This window comes from Streptomyces sp. ASQP_92 (assembly GCF_025399895.1).
Classification (GTDB): domain Bacteria; phylum Actinomycetota; class Actinomycetes; order Streptomycetales; family Streptomycetaceae; genus Streptomyces.
In genome coordinates, this window is sequence record NZ_JAODUA010000015.1 from 136,688 (window position 1) to 160,444 (window position 23,757).

The following is a 23,757-nucleotide window of genomic DNA, read 5'->3' on the forward strand; positions in this document are numbered from 1 at the left end:
GTTCGGCGCATGACAGAGCGACGTGCGATCCTCAGCGGCTCGACCTTTGAGGAGCAGATCGGCTATGCCCGCGCCGTGGTCGACGGCGAGTGGGTGCATGTGTCCGGGACGACCGGGTTCGACTACGCCACCATGACCATCTCCGACGATGTGGTGGAACAGGCCGAGCAGTGCCTGCGCAACATCCGGGCCGCCCTGACCGAGGCGGAGTGCACCTTCGCGGACGTGGTACGGGTGCGCTATCTGCTGCCCGACCGCGAGGACTTCGAGCCCTGCTGGCCGGTGCTGCGCCGCTGGTTCGGTGACGTCAGGCCGGCGGCCACGATGCTCGTGTGCGGCCTTGCCGACCCCCGGATGAAGATCGAGATCGAGGTGTATGCGCGGCGGGGTGCTTCTGGGTAGGTGCTCATGAACCGCCGCGACGCGCGTGTCTATCGTGGCTGTCGTGGGTGACAGTGACGAGCTGCTCCGAGTTGTAAGCGGGAGTGCAAAGGGGGCCGCGCCGGAGAGAGAAGGGCCACGTTCGTCGGAGCGGCGGAGTTTTACCCCGTCCTCATAGGGCCGCGCCACCGTGTGGATGCGGTGGTCTACGATCCGACGGCGGCTCGGGGCGGACGGCAGCCCGCTCCCTCCCCTCACCCGGGGGCCGACCACCACTACCGCGAACAGGGTTCGATGAACAACACCGCCGAAACAGCCCCGACGAACCAGCCCCACCCGGTCGGCGGCGGCAACGCGTCCCGGGGTCGCCGCACGCGCACCACCCTCGGATGGTCGGTGGGCATACCCGTGGTCGGCACCGCCGCCGGATTCCTGACCCAGTATCCGTACGGGCTCTGGGTGGGAATCATCGTGGTGCTGGTCGTCGTCGCGGCGACGGCCATCGTGGTCGGAAGCAGCTGGCGCCGCGCCGGAGTCGCCACCCTGGCCTGCGCCACCGGGCTTGCCCTGCCGCTGTTCGCGGGCCCGACCCTCTACGAGGTCTGGGCCAAGAAGCTGGGCACACCGGCCGACGCCGTCGTCCTCGGCACCGGCCGGGAAGTCAACGGCAAGGGCACCCAACTCGACGTCTGTACGGTCATCGACACATCGGGGACCCGATACGAACTCGGCGAACGGCAGAACTGCCACGGCCAGTTCAAGCAGGGCCAGCACGTGATCGTCTTCAAGGATCCGCTCGGCCTGCTCGACCCGTGGGTGCAGGAGACGAACGACCGCGGCGTCGGCACGGTCAGCCTGCCCATCTCCGCGGGCCTGTTCGTGGTCACCGGGGCGAGCGTCTTCTACGCGGGTAAGCGCCGCAGGCCCTGATGCCTGGTTGGTGAGTGATGCCCGAGCCGGGATCCGATACCTGCTGCGATCCGCCTTGCCGTCGAACCGCCGGGTCGGCGAGGGTGGGGTGGTGCCGGGACAGGGAAAGAGAAGGCGGCGGCAAGAGGCCGAGAGGCAGCGGCTTGCCGCACGCACGGCGCCGGAGGCCGGGTGTTGGGAAGTGATCTTCGAGACTCGGGACGAGACGGCGCTGCGCGCGCGACTGTCCGGTCTTCGGGAGGCGGGTGTCGATGAGTCGACGATCCGGATCGACACGCTGTGCGGCCGCCTGGCACTGCCGACGACCTACCGGCTGAGCCGTTTTGCGGCCCGGCCCGCACCCGAGTCCGGTCATTGAGGCTGTGGGAAGGACGCGCGTGCCGAAGGGGAGGTTCGGGAGTGCGGCCAGTCTGCGGTGACGCGCCGACACCCGGCTCCGTACCGGCCGGCAGGACGTCGATGCGCGAGACGACCCGCCGCTTGCTGCGGCCCCGAGGAGCCGTCGCCACGCTGCCGGATTCCGGGTCCGGGCAGCCGGCCGCCGACCCACCTGCCTGTCGGCGGCCGACCCCGGGTTCATACGGGCCGTAGGCCTACCGGCGCTTCAAGGTGCGGTCGAGGAGGGGGAGCAGACGGTCCCAGTGGAGTTGCAATGCGGCGGGATCGTAGGCGTCGGTGTCGGCCATGGTGAAGCCGTGGGTGGTGCCGGGGTAGATCTCGGAGGTGTGGTCGACACCCGCGGCGTCCAGGGCCCGGTTCAGCTCGACGAGGGCTTCGGGTGTCATGTCGCTTTCGGCGTGGCCGAGGTGGACCGGGGCGGTGAGCTCGGAGATGAGGCGGTCCCGGTCGGCCCGATCGGCGCCCACGGGACCGTGGAATCCGGCGACGGCGGCCACGCGGCCGGGATGGGCCGCGGCGGTGCGCAGGGCGAGGAGACCGCCGATGCAGTACCCGGTCACCGCGACCGGTCCGGCGCCGACCTCGGGCTGGTCGCTGAGGAAGTCGAGATACGCGTCGGCATCTCGCAGGACGCGGTCGGCGGTGTGTGCCTCGATCAGGGGCATCACTCGGGCGAAGACCGCCGGACGGTCCTCCGCGCCGATGTGCTCGGGCAGTTCGACGACCGGTGTCGGGCCGTGCCGGTAGAAGACGTTGGGAACGAGTACGTAGTAACCGTGCCCGGCCAGTTCGAGGACCAGCTTCCGTACGACGGGCCGGATGCCGAAGGCGTCCGCGTACATCAACACCCCTGGGTGCGGCCCGTCGTGGGCGGGGTGGGCGGCGAAGGCGTCGGCCTGGCCGTCGGCGGTGGGAATGCGCAACGTCGTGGTGTGCATGAGTGCTCCAGTCGTGGTTGACGGATCGAACCTGTGGTCAACACGACGGAGGCGGTGCCCGCGCGGCAACGCGGAGTCCTCTGCCCGAGGGCGGGCGCGCAACGGCCCCTACGGTGCTCAGCGGAGCACCGGGTCACCCATCCGTGTGTGGCGCGATGCCGTCCCGGTAGACATCCCCGCAATGTAGTCCACCGGGTGGAGCGGACGCCAATGCCCTTTCCCCACATGCCAGTTAGCGTTCGCATTGGCCACCGCTCACCGCGGAGTGAGTACCTGAGGCCTCGAATTGAGTACGAGCACCCAGGTCCGCGCCCGCCGCGCAAGGGACGCTGGGGTCATGACAACGCCACCCGCCGTCTGCCCGCCACCCCTGCCGTCGATGCCCCCGCTCCCCGCCGGTCCTCGGCGCACCCGACACATCAGGGTCGTGGGCGCCGCCGGCGTTCTGCTGCTGGTGCTGCTCGCAGGGGCGATGTGGTGGCTCACCCGCGACGGCGACAACTCCCCGCTCGCCGGGCGGCCGCGCGTGACGGACAGCGCGGCTGGCCTCTCGTACGCCATACCGGACGGATGGAAGCGTAACGACGGCAAGGACCTGATCCAGGCTTTCACCTCCTCGATCACCAAGGCGGGGCCCGATGGCCATGGCGGAGCAGCCGTGCTCGCCGGACGCGGTGGCGCGGTCGACGAGTCCACGCTCCAGCGGCGGACGGAGGCGGCCGCGCGGTCCAACGCGGAGTTCTTCTACCCGGACGGCACGTCGACACTGGAGGAGTCCCGGCCCACCAGCGTGAGCGGGCACCCCGCCTATACGGTGTCGCTGAGCGCGCGCGACGACGGCGGTCGAGCGGGCCGGATACGGCTCACCATCGTCGCGCAGGGCGCCGAGCAGTCGGCCTTCCTCCTCGGCGTAACCGAGTCGCCCGAACCGGCCGTCACACGCGAGGTCGAGGCGATTATGGCCGGCGCCGCGATGTGATCCTGAAGTGGTCGACGCCGCCGCCGACCTTCCCACGTTCAGCCCGACGTTCGCGCCCCTGGCCGCCCCTCGCCCGGCGACGGCGGCAGCACGGGCGGCGCACCCCACGGCGTTTCCAAGGCGCTGCGCAGCGCCTCGACCGCCGCTCGGCCGATCCGTTCGGCGAGTTCGTCCTCCAGCCGTTCCAGAACGACGCCGGCCTGGCGGTGGGCGCGCTCTCCCAGGGCGGTGCGGCGGATAAGCCGCTGCCGACCGGAGGAGGGGTCGGGTGTCTGCTCCAGAAGCCCGGCGGCCACCAGGCCGTGCACGGCCTGGTGCGCGGTCTGCCGGGTGACCCCTGTTCGCCTGGCCAGCTCCGACACCGTGGTGCCCTCCGTGTCGAGCACCGAGAAGAGCTGTATCTGGGTGGGCGAAACGGGCGCCACCTCGGCCTCTTCGAGGCTCGCCAGCAGAGCGTCCTCGAACCAGCGGCGGGCCTCGGTGAGCAGCTGGGGGAGGCTGCGGCCAGTGACGTGCATGCGTTCCTCGCTACGAGTGGCTGGGTCGCCCAGCGTAAGACCTGCGGGGCGTCGGCTTGCCCACCACCGAATGGTTATGTCAGGCTACCTGACATTCCACGTTCGGAACTGGAGCGACCATGACGATCGAGTACGCCACCGCCCACCGGCGGGTTTCACGCATTCCCGCCGAGCCGAGCACGCCCTACTTCATCGAAAAGGGCGACGGCGACCGCGCCCACCTGTTCGGCGACCTGATCACCATCTACGCGGGCGGGGAGCAGACCGAAAACGCCTTCAACTTCTTCACCGTCGAAGGCCCCAAGGGCAACCTCATCCCGGCCCATGTGCACGCCGACACGTATGAGGTCTTCTACGTCACCGCAGGCGCCGTCCGGCTCTTCGTCGAGGACCCCCGCGGCAACCAGCAGGAGAAGCTACTCACCCCCGGCGACTTCGGCTTCGTCCCCAAGAACTGCCCGCACGCCTACCGCATGGAGCGCCACCACAGCCAGGTCGTCGGCGTCGCCGCGGGGCCGGGCGGCACCTTCGAGCGCTTCTTCGAAACCCTGGGCGCCCCCACCGACCAACTCGGCCTCCCGCACGCGCCCTTCGTCCCCGCTCCCGAGAAGTTCAGCACCGTCCCCCAGCGGTACGACGTGCGCTTCCTGCCGGATCATCAGTGGAAGACGGGATGACGACGAGTGTGCGGGGGCGGCGCCGCGGGGCGCGCGGGCCCTGTGGGCGGGGCCAGGGGGGGGAGCGGGAGTGCTGTGGGAGAGCCTGGGAAGCTGGGCTATGGCTGCGCCTCTCCTGATTTGGCTTGCGCGATCTGTGCCTGAGCGGCCGCCAAGGGCATGGTGCCCGAGCACACGGCACGATGGAGGGAGTCCTCCAGGCGGTCGTCGGTGTGGGCCCGAGCGAGCGGCACCGGGCGCAGGTTAGCCGGATCCAGAGGAGCGCCACCGAGTTCCAGGGGGACGATGTGGTCCTCCTCGTAATGGGCGAGCTTCTTGTCCGCCACGGAGGAGGCCGCGAGTTGCCGCTTCTTGATCTCCTCGGTCCGGCCGGCAGGCGGCCGCGCCCTCGCCGCCCAGCCGTGTACACAAATCGTGGAACGAACAGTGGACTGGCTCACGGCCGGATTGAGGGCGAGCGGGGTGGGCGATGGGGGAGGGCCGGTACTGTCGCCGTTGGCCACTTGGTGCAGCGAGCCGTGTGTGATCGTCCCGTTCTCCACCGTGTACGTACCCGCGTAATCGGCGGCACTTCCATCGGTCCTGATCGTGTGGAGGCGGACGTCGACCGTGCTCCCGCTCACTCCGTCGATGCTGACCGCGTCGAAGGCGGTCTCGGCGAAGCCGCCCACGAAGGACGCGTAGGTCTGGCCGAGGTGGTTGCCGCCCAGGTCCCACGCGCGACGGTAGTCGCGGGCGTTGAGGGCGGCATAGAAGTCCTCGACGACGGTGGCGGGGGCCGGCGCCGTGTTCCCGATGGCGGGCGTGGCTCGCGACGTCGGCGTCTTCGCGGCCGGCACACTCGCGCCGGCGGTCGGGAGCCCGATCGCGTGGGAGGACGTGACCGAAGACGCACCCGTGGCCTGGGCGCTTCCAGCCAGTGCGAGGAGGACGGCCACACCTGTACCGGTCGCAGTTGTCCAGGTCTTCATGGAGAGCCTCCGGCGGTGGCTCTGAGCTATCGGAGGATGACTCGTCGCTCATGCCGGTCGGGAGTGCTCGAACCGACAGCGCTCGCTCTCAGTATCCGCCTCCGGAGGCTCAGCCACCCCTCGGCGGCTGGTCGGTGCGTCGGGGCTGTGGCCGGGCGTCGGTCTGCGGAAAGGCCGGTTCCGCGGATGCCGTAGGCGCGAGAGCCCCGCCGAGCAGCGCCGTCGCGCAGAGGAGGGGGCGGCCACGCGGCGACCCACGGTGGAAATCAAGGACATGGTCGGATCCTTCACGAAGGGTGGTGGCCCGCGTCCGTCGCGGAGGCGGTACCCGTGTCACCACGGAAGCGAGTGTGTCCCGTGCGCGGGACACCGCCGGCTGTCGTCGCCGGACTGAGAGGTGCCTTTCCGGCGCATGCGGGCGCGACGCCTGTTTCCCTGTCTCCCCTCGCACACGGGAAACGGGAAACCGGAGGCGGGTAGGCGAGGCTTGGTGGAGCGATCGGATCGGGGTGGGTGGCAAGGGGTGGGACGTGCGAGGGGGCGACCCCATGATCGGCGGGTTGTTCCCTCAACTGGGTTTGCTGGCGTGCGAGTTGTCGAGCGCGCGATCGACTGGTGCGTGAACGCCCTCCGCAACGCACGCGACGTCAGCGAGCGCCGACAGGTTCAAGGAACTCGAGCCGATTGCCCAGCCCATCGAACGCGTAGAAGCGATCGTGGCCTGGGAAGTTGTCATCCCAGGTGACGCTCACTCCTTTGTCCTCCAACCGCTTGGCGAGTGCCCGCAGCGAGGTCACGAGGATGCCCGGATGTGCCTTTCTGTTCGGGCGGAAGTCCTCTTCGATGCCCAAGTGGACCTCCAGGCCACCGCCTCGGAACCAGCACCCACCGCGAGCCGCCAGCGCCGGCGGCTTTTCAAGTTCGGTCATGCCGAGAACGTCTCCCCAGAACTCGCGGCAGATCTCCTCAGCGCCTGGAGGTATCGCGAGCTGCACGTGATGCAGGCCGCCAAGGACGTATCCGAGCTTTCCCTGAGCCACATCTGCTCCTCCGCCAAAGAATCTCGACGTCAAGATAATGAGGGTTGAGCGGTAGGTCCTGGCAAGGGTTCGGACCCGGCAGAGGAACGGGGAGTTGAGAAGGTGACGCTCAGAAAACACCTACTCGGTCCATGACTCCTTCGGTCATCTCTGGTGGCCATGACGCATGCGTCGGACCCTGCCGTCCGTGAGGGCCGGAGCTTCCCCGGCCGGTCGGGACAGGAATGAACGCCGGAAGCCGAGCTGGTCACTTCGTCAGGGGCAGGCATTCGGTGAGCAGATCGACGATGTCGCGCCAGGCTCGCTGAGCGTGTCGTGGGTGGTAGCCGACGCCCGGGGGTGTGGTGTGGTTGACCGTCGGGTGGTGGAAGGCGTGCAGGGCCCCGCCGTAGATCACGCAACGCCAGTCGACGCCCGCGTCCCGCATCTCGGCGGCGAATGCTTCCCGTTGTGTGGGCGGCATGATCGGGTCCTCCGATCCGACCCCGGCCCACACGGGGCAACGGATGTGTGCCGCCTCGCCCGGTCGGCCCGTGGTCAGTGCGTTGACCGTACCGATCGCACGCAAGTCGACTCCGTCGCGCCCGAGTTCAAGCACGACCGCGCCCCCGGTGCCGTAACCGATCGCGGCGACCCGGTCGGGGTCGGCCCGCGGTTCGGCGCGCAGGACGTCCAGTGCCGCGTGGCCAATGCCGCGCATCCGGTCGGGGTCTGCGAGCAGCGGCATGCAACGGGCCAGCATCTCCTCGGGGTTGTCCAAATAGCGCCCGCCATGGAGATCAAAGGCCAGCGCCACGTATCCCAGCTCGGCCAGGGCATCGGCTCGGCGGCGTTCGACGTCGCTGAGCCCCATCCCTTCAGGCCCGATCAGGACCGCGGGCCGACGCTCATCACCGGCAGGGAGCGCGAGGTGCCCGATCATCGTGAGGGTGTCGGCAGGGTATTCGACTGTACGTGTGGTGATCGTCATGAGTCCGGACCGTAGTGACCGTCCAGCCAGGTCGGGCCGGTGTTCACCGTCGGCAGAAGGTGTTCGGCCGCGGCCGGAGCGGGACTTGGCCCACCGCGCCGGAGGCGCCCGACAGAGTCATCGCGCTCTTGTACGGCCTTCGCGATCAGGTCGTGGATGAGGTATTCGCCGGGGACTCGGTTCTGCTTGAGGCGGGGAAGGTCAGTGCGGCCGAACCAGGCGTAGGCCGTGTGCTTGGACCATTCCAGGGCGGGGTGGTCCAGATCGCCGTCGACCTCGACGAGGTAATCGGCCTCGTGCCGCATTCCGCCCCCGTCGTCGCCGGTCCAGGTGGCGATCCCGAGGAGGCGCCGGATGCGGCGCAGGCGCCAGCCGGTCTCCTCTTCGATCTCTCGGGCGAGGGCGTCTGGCAGTGATTCGCCGGGCTCGACGTGGCCGCCGACGATGTCCCAGCAGTCGGGGAAGAGCCGCCGGTGGGGACTGCGTTTCTGAGCGAAGGCTATGCCATCCGCGTTGAGGATGACGGCGCCGACGGTCCAGAGCTCATCCTCGGCTGGCGAGGGAATCTCGACGCCGTCGTCCAGGGTCACGGGGTGCTGGTCATCTGGCATGTGTCGACTGTAGGTGGGGCTGTGTGTGTCCATCCGGGGTTTGGAGCGTTGACTGCGGCATAGCGTGCCACGGCACGGGATGGGTGAGATGTGATGGCGGGCCTGCGGAGCCCTTGGGGTGGGTGGTGGGGGACTGAGCGAAGAGGCGAGCTCATCAGTACGACGAAGAGTTAACTTTGAGCCCCATGATCGTATGGCTCAACGGCACCCACGGTGCAGGCAAGACGACGACCAGTGCGCTTGTGCAGCAACTCCTGCCGGATTCAAGGGTGTTCGACGCCGAGAAGGTCGGCGAGACGCTCATGGACATCACGCCGGGGCTGCCGAGGACCACCAACTTTCAGCACTGGCCGCCATGGCGGCCGCTCGTCGTGGAAACCGCGCGCCACGTACTGGACTACACCGGCGGCACCCTGGTGATCCCCATGACCGTTCTGGTCGAGCGGTACTGGCGCGAGATCAGCGCGGGGCTGGCTCAACATGACATTCCCGTACGGCACTTCGTGCTCCACGTCGATCAGGAGACCCTGCTCCGGCGCATCGCGGGCGACACCGTCACCGGCCCCAACTCCCCGTTCCGTCTCCAATACGTCGAGCCTTACGCGGAGGCGGCCCGCACGTGGCTGCACCGCGAGGCCGAAGTCGTCGACACCACGCACCTCACGCCCGAACAGGTCGCCCAGCACATCGCGGAGGCCGTCAAGAGCTGACGCCGCCCACGCCGCTCTGTGGTCCCGGCCGCCCTGTGCCCAGGTGTTCCCAACGGCGGGTGTGCAACCTGCTACTGGATGCTCCAGCGGTGCGCGTGTTCGGGATCGGTCGGGCAGGCGAACAGGTTGAGCTCGCCCCAACGGCCTACCGCGACCTCGGTGGGAGTGGCGCACGGGCGAGTGGCCTGGTTCCGGTCCTCCAGGGGCGTCCAACTACCGCTGCCGCCGTCCCACTCCGAGCTGTCGATGGTCAGCAGCAAGTGCATCGGTGTCGTACAGGTCAGGCAGTCCATGGGGTACGGGTCGGTCAGGTGCCAGGAGGCGAATCCGCCCACGCGCCAGCCGGGCGGAATGGACAGGTCGTACTGATAGGCGGGCGTCTCCGCCGTGTTGTCGTCCGCCGACTCCTCGGCTTCCTCTTCGGCGGCGGTCTCCCAGGCGTCGATCCGCGCGCACAGATCCTCGGGCAGGAGCCCCGCGAACGGATAGGTGACCACCTGCTCCGGGTGCAGCACACATGGCTCGGGCACGAAGCAGTCGGCGCCGACCACCAGCGGCTGCGGCGGTTCGGCCAACGGTTCGGCGACTTCCCACGAGCGTCGCCACCGCAGGTGCAGGTTCAGGTCGTAGCGGCCCGGGCCATGCGCGTCGAAGGGGCACCAGAACAGTTGCAGCAGATCGCAGTCGTCCGGTCCCGCCGCCAGGTCGGGCACGTCCCGCCGGTAGAACTGCGCCAGGCCGATCATCGGCAACGGGTCCGTGTCGGATGTCCCGGGGATCCGGTGCACCCGGTGCAGGTCGTCCAGGAGTTCCCGTTCCTCTTGCGTCGGGCCCGACGACTGTTCGCGGGCCCATGCGGCGGCCAGAACCTGTCGATAGCGGTGGATGTCGGCGGGACGCCGTCCGCGCCCACGGCCGTGCGCCTCGTCGCACATCGGCCACGGCTCGTCCGCCGGCCACAGCATGGGGCCGCCCACGGAGCTCGCCGAGGGCTCGGGTCGGCCCGGACGCGGATGGAGCCGCGTCGTCGTGCCCCTGAAGGCGGCCAGTTCCGGAAAGAGCGCCTCGACGTCGAGCGGGCGCAAGGGCGTGGTCCTCGTCATGGTCGCGACCCTAGACACCTCGACGGCAGGGGTTGGCGGGGGCCCTGGCCGCCTCCGCCCACACCGGCACTGTCATCGGTGGGCATGTGACCGCTCCCACCAGCCCCGCAGGCCGCCGTTCGGCGGCCGCGGCGACGGAGTGGAGCAGCAACCCAGTGAGGCAGTCACCCAGTCATCCAGTAACCCAGTGACGCAGATCACTCAATCCGCCCGTCACAGACCCCAGTTGGGCCGCATCCCATGTCCGAGCCGATTTACGCAGCCGATTCAAGCAGCCAACCGTACAAGCGGCCGTCAGGGCAATCGATACCAGCGGCTGGTCCCGGCGGCCGGCCCCGGCTGCCGGCTGCTGCTTCGGTCGCTGATTCCGAACAGAGGGGGCACGTCATGAAGGTCGTAGTGGTGGGCGCGGGCTACGCGGGGACGATCGCGGCGAATCGTCTGGCGAAGAAGGTGAAGGCGGCGGAGGTCACCGTGATCAACCCCCGCCCCGACTTCGTCGAGCGGGTGCGGTTGCACGAGCAGATCGCCGGGACCGGCGCAGCGGCCACGCCGCTGGCGTCGATGCTGCGCGAGGGGATCGCAACGCGGCTGGACACCGTCGACAAGATCGGCGACGGGGAGGTGGCTCTCGGCGACGGGTCGCGTCTCGGCTACGACCACCTGTTCCTCGCGGTGGGCAGCACGCCCGACCTGCTGGCCGGCACCGTCCCGGTGGGCACATGGGAGGAAGCGGAGCGGGCACGAGTCGCGCTGGCCGGGCTGCCCGGTGGACGGACGGTCACCGTCATCGGCGGCGGACTTACGGGCATCGAAACGGCGGCCGAAGTCGCCTACGGCCGCCCCGATCTGCGGGTGCGGCTGGTCGGTCGGACGATGGGCGAGAGCCTGTCGGAGGGGGCGCGCAGGCGTGTGCGCACAGGACTTGAGCGTCTGAATGTCGAGATCGTGGAGGACTCGGTCGCGCAGGTCGACCCCGGTGCGGGTGGGGAAGGCGGGGACGGAGTACGTCTCCTGTCGGGCCGGCCGTTGACGTCCCACCTCACGCTCTGGGCGATCATCACGGGCGTACCCGATCTGGCCGCCCGCAGCGGGTTGGAGGTGGATGGTGAGGGGCGCGCCGTGGTCGACCCGTATCTGCGCAGCGTGAGTGATCCGCGCATCTTCGTCGTGGGTGACTGTGCGGCCGTTCCGGGCGCGCGTCCGGCCTGTGCGACGGCCATGCCCCAAGGTGTACACGCGGCGGATACGCTGGCGCGGATGATCGCAGGCCGGAAGCCACAGCCGTACTCCATGGGGTACACCGGACAGGGAGTGAGCCTGGGCCGGCGCGACGGGCTGCTCCAGGTCGGCCGCCGGGACGACACCGTAAGGCGGCTGTACTTCGCTGGACGCACCGCCGCGATCGGCAAGGAGCGGATCTGCCGGTATGCGAAGTTCGGCGCGCGCACCGCGATCTACGCCTGGCTGGCAGGGCCGAAGTGAGCCAACAGCCGGACCCCGAGGGCGAGTTCACCGCACACCGCGCCCTGCTGTTCTCGATCGCCTACGAGATCCTCGGCTCGGTGGCCGACGCGGAAGACGTGCTCCAGGACAGCTATCTGCGATGGCGGTCGGTGCGGCACACCTCGGTGCAGAACGCGCGGGCCTATCTCGCGAAGATCGTCACGCGTCAGGCGCTCGGCGTACTGCGTTCGGCAGCCCGCCGCCGGGAGCAGTACGTGGGGCCGTGGCTCCCCGAACCGCTGGCGACCGAGGCGGTCGGCGAAGCGCCCGACGGCATCGACCACGTCCTCACCGGTGAGGCCGTCACCACCGCCATGCTGCTGCTCCTGGAGACCCTCACCCCCACTCAGCGGGCGGTGTTCGTGCTCCGGGAGGTGTTCGCCTTCGAGTACGCGGAGATAGCCGCGGCCGTGGGCAAGTCCGAAGCCGCGGTACGTCAGTTGAACCAACGGGCGCGCACCAGTGTGCGAGCCAAACGACATGCGGCGGTCGCAACTCCCGTACAGGCGGCGCCGATTGCCGAGCGGCTCCTGACGGCGGCCGCCACCGGCGACGTCCAGGGCCTCATGGATGTGCTCGCACCCGATGTGGTGTTCCTGGGGGACGGCGGTGGGCTGGTGACCACGGCCCTGCGTCCCGTGGTCGGGCCCGACAAGGTGGCCAGGCTGCTCCTCGGCCTCCTGGCCAAGGGTGCCCGCATGGGCGAACTCGACATCCGCCTCCCTACGTACAACGGAATGCACTCCGTCGCGGTCCTCGTCGACGGCGTACTCGATCAACTGACCTCGATCGAGGTCCGCGACGGCGTGGTGACCAGTCTCTACTGCGTGCGCAACCCGCAGAAACTCACGTCGGTCAGGATCTGAACTCCGTAGCCGTCGCGGCACGCGAGATCGCGGAAGTCGATGTCGGTCTCGCGGTCGCCCCCGCCTCCGGGCCGCCGGCGCTTCACTCCCGTGGCGCAGGCGCCTTCGGCAGCAGGAACACCAGCACCGTCGCCGGCGCCGCGATGGCGAAGCCCATCAACGACGTGAGGGCGAACCGTGACCGGCCGCCCGCACCGCGTCACCTGGGCAGACCCCGAGGCGGATGCCCTGCGCAATGAGGGTGATCACAGGCCGCCGCCCCCGCTGTCACCGTCCGGTTCGGAGCATCGAGCAGGCACACTGACGTGTCCAACAGCCCTATTCCGTAGGGGAGGTGTCAGGGTGATCACTGATGGCGGGGTGGCGGGGCCGGGCGTCAGGGTGGGTGGCATGACAGATAGAGCAGTACGACTCACCCGGTTCTCCTACGTCGCGGCCCCCGCCCTCCTCGTGGTCTACGGGTCGATCCGCCTTCTGGTGGAAGGGTCCAGGGAGCCCGGCGCGGCGTGGATCACCGGGCATTTCGCCTTCCTCGGCGGGGTGTTGTTCTTCGGAGTGCTCTGCGGTGGTCTGCGCCGCTCGACGCTCGTTGCGGCCGGCTCGGTCCGGCGGCGCGTGGCATGGGCGGCGTGGGCCGTTGCCCTGGCGGGTGTGGGCGCGGCGGCGGCCCAGGCGCTGATCGATCTCTATGTGGGTTTCCGGGCCGCCGACAAGCCGGAGATGAGTGAACTCTTCACCCGGGTACAGGACGTGCCGGGCGTGCTGCCGGTCGTGTACACCGTCGTCCCCCTCTTCCTGTACCTCGGAATGATCGCGCTGCTCGCCGCCCTCGGCGGCCCTGGGGTCGTACGTCCGCTCGTGCTGTTCGTCCTGGGTACGGTCGCCATCGCGGCGAACCTGGACTTCCTCCCGCTCGGCGGCCTGTGCTACCTCCTGGCGTTCGCGCCCCTCCGCCACCGCGTGCCGGCCCCGCGGACCCCTGATGCCGTTCTCCCGGCGCCGGCTCGTGTGGGTTGAGCGGAGAAGGAACGCGGCCCGGGCGGTGGCGGTTGCCCGGGACCGCATCCTGTCTTCGGCGAGTAAGCCATGGGGAATGCCGGGGCCGGGGATGTCCTTCGGCCGTGTCTCAGTGGTGCCAAGCGCGGCCGCCGGTGTTGTGAATGAACCGTTGCAGCACCTTGAGGGTGGTCAGGTACTCCGCGTCGGAGATGTCGGCGTGCCGCTCGGCCTGCAACTCGTCCTGGAGGGCCGCGACCTTGTCGTAGAAAGCGCTGCCCTCCGCCGTCATGCCCAGGCGCCCCTCGGCGTCCTCGGTGATCCAGCCCTGGGTGATCGTCCGGTCGATTTCCGATTCCATCGCTTCGGGGCCCGTGTCCAGGTAGCCCCGCAAGGTCCGGGCCACCTCGTCGCGCGTCTTGACGGTCCGGGCACGGGCGACCTGGGCGAGAACCCACCACTGCGGCTGGGTGGTGCCGATCTCGTCGAGGGCTCCCCGCGTGCGAGTGACCACGGCCTTGTAGGCCGCCCAACTCCAGTAACCGATGGGCTGCTTGATGAGCTCGGCGTCGCTGTGCGAGTACTCCATGGTGGGCTCCTTGGTGTGGTTGCTCGAAGTCGCTGCAACAAGATCGACTGTAGAACCTCAATCAAACTTGAGGTCAAGGGGGACGGGTCCCGTCAGGACAGGGGGCGGCCCTCGCTCCCTGTGATGTGTCAGCGGTTGGTCTGTGACGCGTCATCAGGCGCGTCCGGGTGGACCGTGTGAGGATCGACGACCATGAGCGGTAACAGCGAGCACACGCCCGGCGACGATGGTTTGGCCTGGCGCGACGAACGGGACTTCGTCGATGCGGACCGGGGGTTCATCGCCCGGCTGGAGCCGGCGGTGGTGCGGGGCGAGGACGGACGGGTGGTGTGGGACGCGGACGCCTATGGCTTCCTCGACCAGGACTGTCCGGCGACCGCGCATCCGTCGCTGTGGCGCCAGAGTCGGCTCGTGGCACGCCAGGGGCTGTACGAGGTCGTGCCGGGGATCTACCAGGTGCGCGGGCTGGATCTGTCGAACATCACCTTCGTGGAGGGTGAGCACGGCGTCGTCGTCATCGACCCTCTGATCAGCAGCGAGGTGGCCGCCGCCGCCCTCGCCCTGTATCGCGAGCACCGGGGCGAACGGCCGGTGAGCGCGGTGATCTACACCCACTCGCACGTCGACCACTTCGGCGGCGTCCGAGGTGTCGTCGATCCGGCCGAGGTCGCCGCGGGACGGGTCCCCGTGATCGCCCCGGCCGGGTTCCTGGAACACGCGGCCAGCGAGAACGTCTTCACGGGGACGGCGATGGCCCGCCGGGCGGCGTACATGTACGGGGCCGCACTGCCCAAGGGCCCCGACGGGCAGATCGGCTGCGGGCTCGGGCAGACGACGTCGACCGGCAGCGTCGGCCTGATCGCGCCGACGGTCGACATCGGGCGAACGGGCCAGGAGGAGATCGTCGACGAGGTACGGATGGTCTTCCAGCTCACCCCCGGCACGGAAGCCCCCGCCGAGATGAACTTCCACTTCCCCGACCTCGGGGTGCTGTGCGTCGCAGAGAACGCCTGCCACACCCTGCACAACGTGCTCACCCTGCGCGGAGCCCTGGTCCGCGACCCCAGCGCCTGGGCACGGTATCTGACCGAGACGATCCGGCTGTTCGCCGACGACACAGACGTCGTCTTCGCCTCCCATCACTGGCCGACGTGGGGCCGGGAGCGCGCGATCGGCTTTCTGGAGGAGCAGCGCGACGTCTACGCCTATCTGCACGACCAGTCGGTCCGGCTAATCAACAGCGGACACACCGGCGCCGAGATCGCCGAGGAACTCAGCCTCCCTCCCGCGCTCGCGCGAGCATGGCACGCGCGCGGCTACTACGGCTCCCTCAGCCACAACACCAAGGCCGTCTACCAGCGCTACATGGGCTGGTTCGACGGCAACCCGGCCCATCTGTGGCAGCACCCTCCCGTGGAAGCCGCCCACCGCTACGTCGAGTTCATGGGTGGCGCCGACGCCGTAGTGGCGAAGGCGAGGACGTCGTACGAGGCCGGTGACCTGAGGTGGGTGGCGGAAGTGCTCGGCCACGTCCTGTTCGCACGGCCCGACCACACCGAAGCCCGCGCACTCCAGGCCGACACCTTCGAGCTACTCGGACACGGCTCCGAGTGCGGCCCCTGGCGCAACTTTTACCTGATGGGCGCGGCCGAACTGCGCGGCGGCGTCCTCGGAACGCCGACCCGTACGGCACCGGACGTCCTGGCCGCTCTGACCGCCGAGCAGATCTTCCGGTCGATGGCGGTACGCGTCAACGGCCCGCGTGCTGCCCGGGCGGGGCGTCTGCTGCTGCGCTGGGAGTTCTCGGACACCGGCGAGGTGTGGTCGTTGCTGCTCTCCAACGGGGCGCTCACACCGATGCGCGGCGACGCCCCACGAAGCGAGGAGCCGACCGTGGTGTTGCGTCTGGCCCGCACGACCCTGAACGCCGTCCTTGGTGGGACGACCACCTTCGCCGACGAAATGGCGGGCGGCGGCGTGGTGTTCGACGGAGACGCCCACGCCCTGGTGACGTTCGGTTCGCTGCTGGATGCGCCCGACCCGGACTTCGCGATCGTCACTCCGTGATGCCGGAACCGGCCTCCCTGAGCAGCAGGGCCGCGAGAGTGAGCGCCACGTCCTTCGGTTCGGCGAGGTCGAGCCCGGTCAGCTCCTGGGCCCGGGCGAGCCGGTTGTCCACGGAATTAGGGTGCAGATTGAGCACGCGGGCCGTCGCCCGACGGTTCTGCCGCTGTTCCAGGTGAGTACGCAGCGTCTCGATCAACTCGGGACGGGCGGCGAGGGGGTCGAGCAGGGCGGCGATGCGTGCGCTGCCCTCGCTCGGGCGGGACAGGTGGTATTCCAGCAGTACGTCGTCCAGGCGGTGCACCCCCGGCCGCGCGCCGCGAGCCGCCGAGATGCGAACCACGTCCGCGGTCAGCCGTGCGGCACGCGGGATGTCGGCGGCGCCGACCGCCGCGGCGGGTGCCATGCGCGCCTGAACCCCCGCTGCCTCACACACCAACTCCCTCGTATAAATGGGTAGTTCGGATGCCCCGGGTATGACGGCGTACCCGCCGGTGTCATCGAGTACGGCGAGCACCTCGGTACTGAAGGCCCGGTCCAGGGCCGCCTGGACCCGCCGCACCAGTCGGCGAACGGCGACCGGCGAGCGACAATTTCCCCCGGACGCGGGTGAGTCGCCGAACCGCAGACACACCACCAGCACGGGCCCGTCAAGCGCGACCCCTCCGGTCACGGGCCGGCCCTCCAGCAGGGCTCGGGCGCGGGAACGGCGCTGTTCCTGGTGTTCGGCGACGAGCGCGGCCTGCTCGTCCAGGTAGCTCTCCGCCACGGCGCCCACCACCCGGTCCGCAGCCGAGAACAGCTCTCCGGCGAGCTCGGCCAGGGCCTCGTGCTCACCGGGACCGGCCTCCTCCCGCAAGGCCCCCCACAGTTCCCGCACCCCCAACGTGTAGGTACGCAGCAGCAGATGGAGCGGCATGCGCTCCTCGGCACGCTGGGCCGCCCGCTCCTGGAAGTACTCCAGCGACTCGGGCCCCGCCCCTTCGGCAGCACCGCGCAAGAAGAGTCGAAGGGCGTGCCGGGCCGTGGCGGCGATCTCCACGTCCTTCACGTCGCCGGGCAGTTCGGCGTACCCGCGAAGCTGCTCGAACACGCCCCGGGCCAGGCGGCGGGCGAGCTCGTTCACCCGCGGCTCGCAGCGGGCCGCGAGCGCCGCGGCCGCCGGAGACAACCCGGTTGTCCCGTCTTCCATGGGCCCTCCCGCCGACTGTGAACCGTCACAGTAACGGGCGCTCGCGACTGTGACGCCGACGGGTGGTCTCCGCCGCCACCAGCCCGCAGGATCGCCCCACCCCCTGACGTCGTCCTTGGAAGTCACCCTCGTCGAAGGAGCTCGATGAGCCCCATGTCCCCTATGACCCGTCACACCACGGCCTGGCGCACTACGGGCGCGCTGCTCGCCTTCATGCTGGTGAACTTCGCGGACAAGACCGTGATGGGTCTCGCCGCCCAGCCAATGATGGACGATCTCGGGCTGAGCCGCGAGGAGTTCGGCACGGCCGCAGCGGCCTTCTTCGCCCTGTTCAGCGTGTCCGCGCTGGTGGTGTCGTACCTGACACGGACGGTCCGAACCACCGTGCTGCTCCTGGTCCTTGCGCTGCTGTGGGCGGCCGCACAGATGCCGATGCTGTGGTCGGCTGCCGGTTTCGGCACGCTGCTCGCCAGTCGCGTACTGCTCGGCGCCGCCGAGGGACCGGCCCTGCCCGTGGCCACGCACCATCTGCACGGCTGGTTCGCCCAGCGAGAGCGCACCCTGCCCACCGCGATCCTGCTCACGGGCGCCGCCGCGGGCGTCGCCGTCGCCGCGCCCACGCTCACCCTGGTCATCGGCCACTTCGGCTGGCGATGGGCGTTCGGCGCGGTGGGCCTCGCCGGCCTGGTCTGGGCCGGGTACTGGGTGCTGCGTGGCGCGGAGGGGCCGTACGCGCCGGGCGGCGAGGAGAACGCGGAGCAGGAAGGCGTCGCCGTCCCATACCGGCGGATCCTGCTGTCGGGTACCTGGCTCAGCGCGGCCCTTGGCGCGTTCGCCGCGTACTGGATGCTCAGCGCCAACCTGACCTGGATGCCGGACTATCTGGAAGAGGTCGCCGGATTGGGCCCGCACCAGGCCGGCGCGTTGGTGACCGTCGCGGCGCTCGCGGGCGGGGTGGTGCTGGTGGGCCACGGGCTGCTGGTCCGGCGTGCGAGCGGGGGTGTGCGCGGCAGGGGAGTCGGTGGGGGTGTGCGTGCGGGCGGGGGAGTCGGGGAGGGTGCGGGTGCCGGCGGGGGCAAGGGAGTTGGCAAGGGTGAAGGGGTGGGCGGCGGTGGGGGCGTGGGGGTGGGTGCGCTGATGTGCCTGGCCGCCTGCGCGGTGACGGTGTTCGCAGTCACCGACGCCGTGTGGTTGAAGGTGGTGCTGATGCTCGGCCCCATGGCCCTGGCCAACGTCATCATGACCGTGGCCCAGACCGCCTGCGCCCGCATCACGCCCGCGCCGCAGCGCGGCGTAGTGCTGGGCGCGCTGGCCTTCGTATACGCCCTCGCCGGAGTGCTGTCCCCGTGGACGATCGGGCGCATGGTCGACGCCGCCGACTCGGTAACCGCCGGCTACCGCAGCGCCTTCCTGCTCACGGCCGCGCTGCTCGCCACCACGGGCTTGTTGGCGGCATGGCGACTGCGCCCGGAACGGGATGGATTGCGGCTGGGGAGTGCGGGGTGCGATGAGCCCGCGTCGGAGGTGGGAGGCTGCGGGGTGCCGGGGGCAGAAGAGGGGTGACGTACATGGAATGTCGACGCGCGGGCCCTCATCGGCTCCTTCCTGGGCCCGGCGGCGTGGCTCGGGCGCCGTTTGGCCTCGGCGAGGGTGTGGGCCACGAGGGCGTTGGCGTGACGGTGGCCGAGGTCGTGCCTGGAAGTCAACGCTGACGGAACGCGAAGAAGGCGCCTCGGCCGGGCGGCGGGTCGGCGGCTGAGTCAACGGCCCGCACCGGGGGCTGTCCCCACCCCGGGTACGGGCGTTCACCCCATCGCGCCGCCGCGTGTGCCCCGGACACGATGGGGGCGGCGCAGAATGACGCGTCGCCACGCGTGCGATACGCGGCACCGGACACCATCCGGGCGGTCCGGGATGCCAAATCGCCGACCCGAGTACGGAACGCGCGCTGGACCACAACGGCACTCACCCCGAGGACGCACACATGGCCAGGTACCAAAGCGCGTTGGGCGGCTTACTCGCGCTGGCGGCGGTGGTCGGCGGCACGGCCTGCGCGCCCGGCGACGACACGTCGCTACCCCAGAACACCGCGCATACCACCCACGCCTCTGCTTACGCCACGACCGCGCGCACCAGCCACGCCTCCGCCAATGCAGCCCCTGCCTACGCCACCGCCGACCTCCCCCAACTCCGCACGCTGCTTGACCGGTTGACCACGAGGGACGGCGCTCCCGGTGCGCTCGTCGCGTTGGGGGACCGGTCGGGCGGGGAGGTTCTGACCAGCGGCCTCGCGGATGTGCGGAGCCAGGCGCCGATGCGCGGGGACAGCCGGTTCCGCATCGGCAGCATGACGAAGCCGTTCGTGGCGACCGTCATGCTTCAGCTGGTGGGGGAGGGGCGGGTGGCCCTGGGTGCGCACGTGGAGCGCTACCTGCCCGGCGTCGTACGAGGCCACGAAAACGACGGACGTAAGATCACGGTCCGCGAGCTCCTCCAGCACACCAGCGGCATCCCCGACTACCTCGACCACCTCAAGCCGGAGGACGTCCTCAACCACCCGCGGGCGCACTACGACGCCCGCGACCTCGTCAAACTGGCGCTGGCTTACCCACGTGTCTTCCCGCCCGGCACCAACTGGGCCTATTCCAATACGGATTACCTCTTGGCCGGCATGATCATCGAACGCGTGACCGGCCGACCTTACGGCGCCGAGATCCGCCGACGCGTCATCGAACCGCTCGGCCTGCGCCAAACGTCCGTGCCGGACGACGACGACACGGCGATCCGCGGACCGCACCCGCGCGGCTACGCCCGGCCGGGCCAGGACGCGCCCCTCAAGGACATCACCGCGTTGAACCCCACGGTCGCGGGCGCCAGCGGCTCCATGATCTCCAGCGGCGCCGACCTCAACCGCTTCCTGGGCGCACTCGTACGCGGGGAGCTGCTCGCCCCTGCCCAGCTCCGGCAGATGATGAGGACCCGTGCGACCGGCGGCCAGGACGAGGGCGCCTATGGCCTCGGCCTGGAGAGCCACCACCTGCCCTGTGGCGGCCTGGCGTGGGGGCACGACGGCGGCATCCCGGGCTACGAGGCGATCGGCGCGGCCACGGTCGACGGGAAGCAGGCCACGACCATGGTGAACCTCTATCCCGGCGGCCCGCAGGCCCAGAGCCGCGACATGGCGTCAGCTGTCCGAACCGCACTCTGCGAGAACCGCTCTTCGGGCACGCGGTAGCGCTGCTGGTGCCGGCCGGGTGGAAGGCCGAGGGATCGAATGCTGCTGCACAACGAGACCTGGGCGCGGGCCCGGAGGCCCGGCCCGGGCTTTTGAGTACTTGGCTGCCGACAACCCAATAACCCTTATCGCATCACGGTGGTACTTTGCCGCACAACGGTGGAGGGGTGAGAGTTCACGTGGACACAGCCTTGCGGCACGCCGCTGTCCTTGCGCTCGGCGAGCTCGGGCGGAGTCGCGATTACCAAGACAGGGCCGACGCCGGCCGCGGCCTCGCAGCCTTCGCGGAAACGCCGGAGGCGTTCGCGCTGCTGCTCGACCTTGTGCTCGATCCGCACGACACCTTTGTCACCAGGGTGACCACGGAGGCCCTCCTCCGGCGCAAGGACAGGAGTGGCCTGGCGATGGTCGCGTACGCACTGGCCGACGCCGGCCCGAATCACAGCGACTGGATTCACACCGCAATCGATGACGTATTCAGTATCTTCTCCGTCGACAGGGACCACGCAATGCTGTTGTGTGCGGAGCTGTCGACGGAATCCGACGACCGCCTAGCCCGAGGGGCCGGCCAGTTGCACGGAATTCTGGCTGAGACGGATCCTATTCTCCGTCCTTAGTGGGCCGGGATGAATTCATGTCCCGGGGGCCTGGGGCCGGATCGGCCCGGCGTGCGCGACCTCTCCACTACTGGCATATGCCCTTTCGTGGGCCCTTTGTCCGCCCTGTGCCCCCGTCCCCCAAGCACCACAATCCGCACCAACCTCCCACCTCTCAGTGATCACTGCGTACTCCTGTTCTAGGGTGTGGGTGGAAGTGCAGGAGAGGGGACACTGGGTGTGAGCAGGCGCGGCGGGGCTGGGCAAGGGCGGCAGGGTGGCGAGGAAGACGGCCATGACGTCGCTCGTGGGCGTCGGCGCGCCGCCGTCAAGCGTGGTCCGAGCGTCGCGGTCGCGGGGTGGTGGCGCGCGCTCTCGCCGTTCGTCGGCTTTCTGCGCACGGTGCCACCGCGTCTGCGGCCCGCCTACCCCCGGCCCGGCCGTGCCGGCTGGCGGCGCTGGGTTCCGTCCTGGCGGCAGTGGCTCGGTCTGGTCGGCTCCGGGTTCCTCGGGCTGTGCTGCCTGATCGGGTACGCGTACGCGACCACCGACATACCGGACGATCTCAATACGTTTGCCACGCAGCAGGACAATGTCTACTACTGGGCCGACGGTTCCAAGATGGCTCGCACGGGCTGGGTCAGCCGCCAGGAGATGCCGCTCGACAAGGTGCCCCCGCAGGTCCAGGGCGCCGTACTCGCGGCCGAGAATGCCAGCTTCTACAGCGACTCGGGCGTCTCGCCCTACGGCATCCTGCGCGCCTTGAAGGCCGCGGTCACCGGCGGCGAGTCGCAGGGTGGCTCGACCATCACCCAGCAGTACGTGAAGAACGCGTATCTCAACCAGGACCGTACGGTCTCGCGGAAGTTCACCGAAATCCTGCTCGCCGTGAAGCTGGACCGCCAGACCAGCAAGAAGCAGATACTCCAGGACTACCTCAACACGAGTTGGTTCGGCCGCGGCACGTACGGCATCCAGCGCGCCTCACAGGCGTACTACGGCAAGGACGTCTCGCAGCTCAATCCGAGCGAGGGCGCCTTCCTGGCCTCGCTCCTCAAGGGCGCCGCGCTCTTTGACCCCGCCATCAGCAAGGACAACCACGACCGCGCCGTCGAACGCTGGGGCTGGACCCTGGACCGGATGGTCTCCACCGGCGTCCTCACCCGCGCCGAACGCGCGAAGTACACCAAGTTTCCCGAGCCGCAGGCGCCGACCGTCACCGGCGACGCGAAGGGTCAGTCGGGGTACCTGGTGGAACTGGCCAAGGCGTACGCGATCAAGGCCGGCCACATCAAGGACGCCGACTTCGACCTGGGCGGCTACCAGATCTACACGACCTTCGACAAGTCCCGCATGACGGCTCTGACCGCCGCCGTGCAGAAGACGCAGAAGAGCTTCGACGCCGCGCGCAGGCCCGCCACCGACGCGCACGCGAAGATCGGTGCGGCGAGCGTCGCGCCCGACGGCCGGCTGCTCGCGGTCTACGGCGGCCCCGACTATCTGAAGCAGGGGTTCAACGAGTCGAACGCGACGACGGTTCCCGTCGGGACGGTCTTCACGCCGTTCGTGTACGCCGCCGCACTCGACGACGGCATCGTGCGCTCACGCGACAAGCCCCGCACCCCCATCAGTCCGTCCGCCAAGTACAACGGCAACGACGACGTCACCGTGAAGACGCCCGAGGGTCCGTACTGGGACCGCGGCGGCAAGGTGGCGAAGGGACACAACGACGGCGGCCGCAACTGGGGGCAGGTCACCCTGCGCCAGGCCATCGCCAACTCCGTCAACACCCCGATGCTCCAACTCGGCCTGGACGTCGGGCTCGACCGGGTCGACTCCCTCGCCGAGCGCTCGGGGCTGCTCGCGTCGAGCCTCGGCCCGCGCGTCCCCCTCTTCGCCCTCGGCGAGAACTCGACGCCCAGCGCCATCCGCGTGGCCGGCGCCTACGAGACCTTCGCCGCCGAAGGCATGCACACCGAGCCGTACTCGGTGCGCGCGATCTCCCGCAACGGTGCCGCGATGCCACTCGACAAGCCGCAGCCGGCCCGCGCGATGTCGGCCAAGGCCGCCCGCGCGGTGACGGACGCCCTGCGGGACGCGGTGACGCAAGGAACGGCGAAGAGCGCCCGCACGGCGCACCCGGGCACGGGGGGCAAGACCGGCACGACCGCCGGTAACACGGCGGGCTGGTTCGCGGCCAACACCGCGCAGGAGTCGACAGCGGTGGTCGTCTACCGGATGTCCCTGACGGATCTGGTGCCGCTGTCCCTGACGGGCCTCGGCGGCGACGCGCCGAACACCCCGGGCAGCGAACGCGCGGTGCGGCTGTGGTCGGACTACATCAAGGCGGTGAAGTGACCGCCTGCGTCAAGGCGGTGGCCGCCCCACCGGGGCGGTGAAGTGATCGCGGCTCGCGCGGTCCCGGGTATCCACGGCGGGCGTACGACCGCGCCGCGCGGCCGGGGGCAGGCCCACCCCGGCTCGAC

General features: G+C 69.9%; 23 protein-coding genes. 14 read left to right on the forward strand and 9 right to left on the reverse strand.

Translation table 11 applies throughout. From position 1 onward, the window contains the following. The first annotated feature begins 9 nt into the window (after positions 1-9). The 3 genes from N4G70_RS27245 to N4G70_RS27255 all read left to right on the forward strand — a co-directional run bounded on the left by N4G70_RS27245 (position 10) and on the right by N4G70_RS27255 (position 1,669). On the forward strand, positions 10-402 hold the full coding sequence (locus tag N4G70_RS27245; RefSeq protein WP_261715370.1) for a RidA family protein: 393 nt from the start codon (positions 10-12) through the stop codon (positions 400-402). A 273-nt stretch (positions 403-675) separates the two neighbouring features. Then, complete coding sequence (locus tag N4G70_RS27250) at positions 676-1,311, forward strand: hypothetical protein (protein WP_261715371.1); 636 nt, start codon at positions 676-678, stop codon at positions 1,309-1,311. A gap of 181 nt (positions 1,312-1,492) precedes the next feature. Continuing rightward, positions 1,493-1,669 carry a hypothetical protein gene (locus N4G70_RS27255; protein WP_261715372.1) on the forward strand — a complete coding sequence of 59 codons (177 nt, stop codon included), beginning with the start codon at positions 1,493-1,495 and terminating at the stop codon, positions 1,667-1,669. Positions 1,670-1,904: 235 nt separating this feature from the next. Here the strand turns inward: N4G70_RS27255 and N4G70_RS27260 are convergent, their stop codons facing one another. Beyond that, on the reverse strand, positions 1,905-2,648 hold the full coding sequence (locus N4G70_RS27260; RefSeq protein ID WP_261715373.1) for a dienelactone hydrolase family protein: 744 nt from the start codon (positions 2,646-2,648) through the stop codon (positions 1,905-1,907). 337 nt (positions 2,649-2,985) lie between these two features. On the opposite strand from N4G70_RS27260, the gene N4G70_RS27265 reads away from it, so the two are divergent. Further along, positions 2,986-3,627, forward strand: a complete 642-nt coding sequence (locus N4G70_RS27265; protein WP_261715374.1) for a hypothetical protein — start codon at positions 2,986-2,988, stop codon at positions 3,625-3,627. 38 nt (positions 3,628-3,665) lie between these two features. On the opposite strand, the gene N4G70_RS27270 is transcribed toward N4G70_RS27265, so the two are convergent. After that, positions 3,666-4,145: a MarR family winged helix-turn-helix transcriptional regulator gene (locus tag N4G70_RS27270; protein ID WP_261715375.1), complete on the reverse strand. Its 480-nt coding sequence runs from the start codon at positions 4,143-4,145 to the stop codon at positions 3,666-3,668. 119 nt (positions 4,146-4,264) lie between these two features. Here N4G70_RS27270 and N4G70_RS27275 point away from each other — a divergent pair, with 119 nt between their 5' ends. After that, complete coding sequence (locus N4G70_RS27275) at positions 4,265-4,822, forward strand: quercetin 2,3-dioxygenase (RefSeq protein ID WP_261715376.1); 558 nt, start codon at positions 4,265-4,267, stop codon at positions 4,820-4,822. 98 nt (positions 4,823-4,920) lie between these two features. On the opposite strand, the gene N4G70_RS27280 is transcribed toward N4G70_RS27275, so the two are convergent. The 4 genes from N4G70_RS27280 to N4G70_RS27295 form a co-directional block, all read right to left on the reverse strand. Next, positions 4,921-5,793, reverse strand: a complete 873-nt coding sequence (locus tag N4G70_RS27280; protein ID WP_261715377.1) for a hypothetical protein — start codon at positions 5,791-5,793, stop codon at positions 4,921-4,923. A gap of 647 nt (positions 5,794-6,440) precedes the next feature. Beyond that, positions 6,441-6,833 carry a glyoxalase gene (locus tag N4G70_RS27285; protein WP_261715378.1) on the reverse strand — a complete coding sequence of 131 codons (393 nt, stop codon included), beginning with the start codon at positions 6,831-6,833 and terminating at the stop codon, positions 6,441-6,443. A gap of 247 nt (positions 6,834-7,080) precedes the next feature. Next, positions 7,081-7,803 (reverse strand): dienelactone hydrolase family protein, encoded by a 723-nt coding sequence (locus N4G70_RS27290; protein ID WP_261715379.1) that lies wholly within the window; start codon positions 7,801-7,803, stop codon positions 7,081-7,083. Continuing rightward, the gene (locus N4G70_RS27295; protein ID WP_261715380.1) at positions 7,800-8,414 is read right to left on the reverse strand and encodes an NUDIX hydrolase; all 615 of its coding nucleotides are present in this window, start codon (positions 8,412-8,414) and stop codon (positions 7,800-7,802) included. Before N4G70_RS27295 ends, N4G70_RS27290 begins: the two co-directional genes overlap by 4 nt. 185 nt (positions 8,415-8,599) lie before the next feature. On the opposite strand from N4G70_RS27295, the gene N4G70_RS27300 reads away from it, so the two are divergent. Next, positions 8,600-9,124, forward strand: coding sequence for an AAA family ATPase (locus tag N4G70_RS27300; RefSeq protein WP_261715381.1), 525 nt, complete (start codon positions 8,600-8,602; stop codon positions 9,122-9,124). Positions 9,125-9,195: 71 nt separating this feature from the next. Here N4G70_RS27300 and N4G70_RS27305 read toward each other — a convergent pair whose 3' ends face one another. Further along, positions 9,196-10,227, reverse strand: coding sequence for a hypothetical protein (locus N4G70_RS27305; protein ID WP_261715382.1), 1,032 nt, complete (start codon positions 10,225-10,227; stop codon positions 9,196-9,198). Positions 10,228-10,614: 387 nt separating this feature from the next. On the opposite strand from N4G70_RS27305, the gene N4G70_RS27310 reads away from it, so the two are divergent. The 3 genes from N4G70_RS27310 to N4G70_RS27320 all read left to right on the forward strand — a co-directional run bounded on the left by N4G70_RS27310 (position 10,615) and on the right by N4G70_RS27320 (position 13,616). After that, on the forward strand, positions 10,615-11,712 hold the full coding sequence (locus N4G70_RS27310; protein ID WP_261715383.1) for an NAD(P)/FAD-dependent oxidoreductase: 1,098 nt from the start codon (positions 10,615-10,617) through the stop codon (positions 11,710-11,712). Further along, positions 11,709-12,599, forward strand: a complete 891-nt coding sequence (locus tag N4G70_RS27315) for an RNA polymerase sigma-70 factor (RefSeq protein ID WP_261715384.1) — start codon at positions 11,709-11,711, stop codon at positions 12,597-12,599. The genes N4G70_RS27310 and N4G70_RS27315 overlap by 4 nt, the downstream gene beginning before the upstream one ends. Before the next feature lie 390 nt (positions 12,600-12,989). After that, complete coding sequence (locus N4G70_RS27320) at positions 12,990-13,616, forward strand: hypothetical protein (protein ID WP_261715385.1); 627 nt, start codon at positions 12,990-12,992, stop codon at positions 13,614-13,616. Between the two features lie 109 nt (positions 13,617-13,725). Here N4G70_RS27320 and N4G70_RS27325 read toward each other — a convergent pair whose 3' ends face one another. Continuing rightward, positions 13,726-14,184, reverse strand: coding sequence for a MarR family transcriptional regulator (locus N4G70_RS27325; protein ID WP_261715386.1), 459 nt, complete (start codon positions 14,182-14,184; stop codon positions 13,726-13,728). Between the two features lie 192 nt (positions 14,185-14,376). On the opposite strand from N4G70_RS27325, the gene N4G70_RS27330 reads away from it, so the two are divergent. Further along, positions 14,377-16,251, forward strand: a complete 1,875-nt coding sequence (locus N4G70_RS27330; RefSeq protein ID WP_261715387.1) for an alkyl/aryl-sulfatase — start codon at positions 14,377-14,379, stop codon at positions 16,249-16,251. On the opposite strand, the gene N4G70_RS27335 is transcribed toward N4G70_RS27330, so the two are convergent. Beyond that, the gene (locus tag N4G70_RS27335) at positions 16,241-17,440 is read right to left on the reverse strand and encodes a CdaR family transcriptional regulator (protein ID WP_261715388.1); all 1,200 of its coding nucleotides are present in this window, start codon (positions 17,438-17,440) and stop codon (positions 16,241-16,243) included. The genes N4G70_RS27330 and N4G70_RS27335 overlap by 11 nt on opposite strands. Positions 17,441-17,593: 153 nt before the next feature. On the opposite strand from N4G70_RS27335, the gene N4G70_RS27340 reads away from it, so the two are divergent. From N4G70_RS27340 to N4G70_RS27355, 4 genes are all read left to right on the forward strand, one after another. Further along, positions 17,594-19,003 carry an MFS transporter gene (locus tag N4G70_RS27340; RefSeq protein ID WP_261715389.1) on the forward strand — a complete coding sequence of 470 codons (1,410 nt, stop codon included), beginning with the start codon at positions 17,594-17,596 and terminating at the stop codon, positions 19,001-19,003. Between the two features lie 421 nt (positions 19,004-19,424). Next, on the forward strand, positions 19,425-20,675 hold the full coding sequence (locus N4G70_RS27345) for a serine hydrolase (protein ID WP_261715390.1): 1,251 nt from the start codon (positions 19,425-19,427) through the stop codon (positions 20,673-20,675). Between the two features lie 179 nt (positions 20,676-20,854). Further along, positions 20,855-21,292: a hypothetical protein gene (locus N4G70_RS27350; protein ID WP_261715391.1), complete on the forward strand. Its 438-nt coding sequence runs from the start codon at positions 20,855-20,857 to the stop codon at positions 21,290-21,292. Between the two features lie 381 nt (positions 21,293-21,673). After that, the gene (locus tag N4G70_RS27355; RefSeq protein ID WP_399037029.1) at positions 21,674-23,629 is read left to right on the forward strand and encodes a transglycosylase domain-containing protein; all 1,956 of its coding nucleotides are present in this window, start codon (positions 21,674-21,676) and stop codon (positions 23,627-23,629) included. Positions 23,630-23,757: the final 128 nt, after the last annotated feature.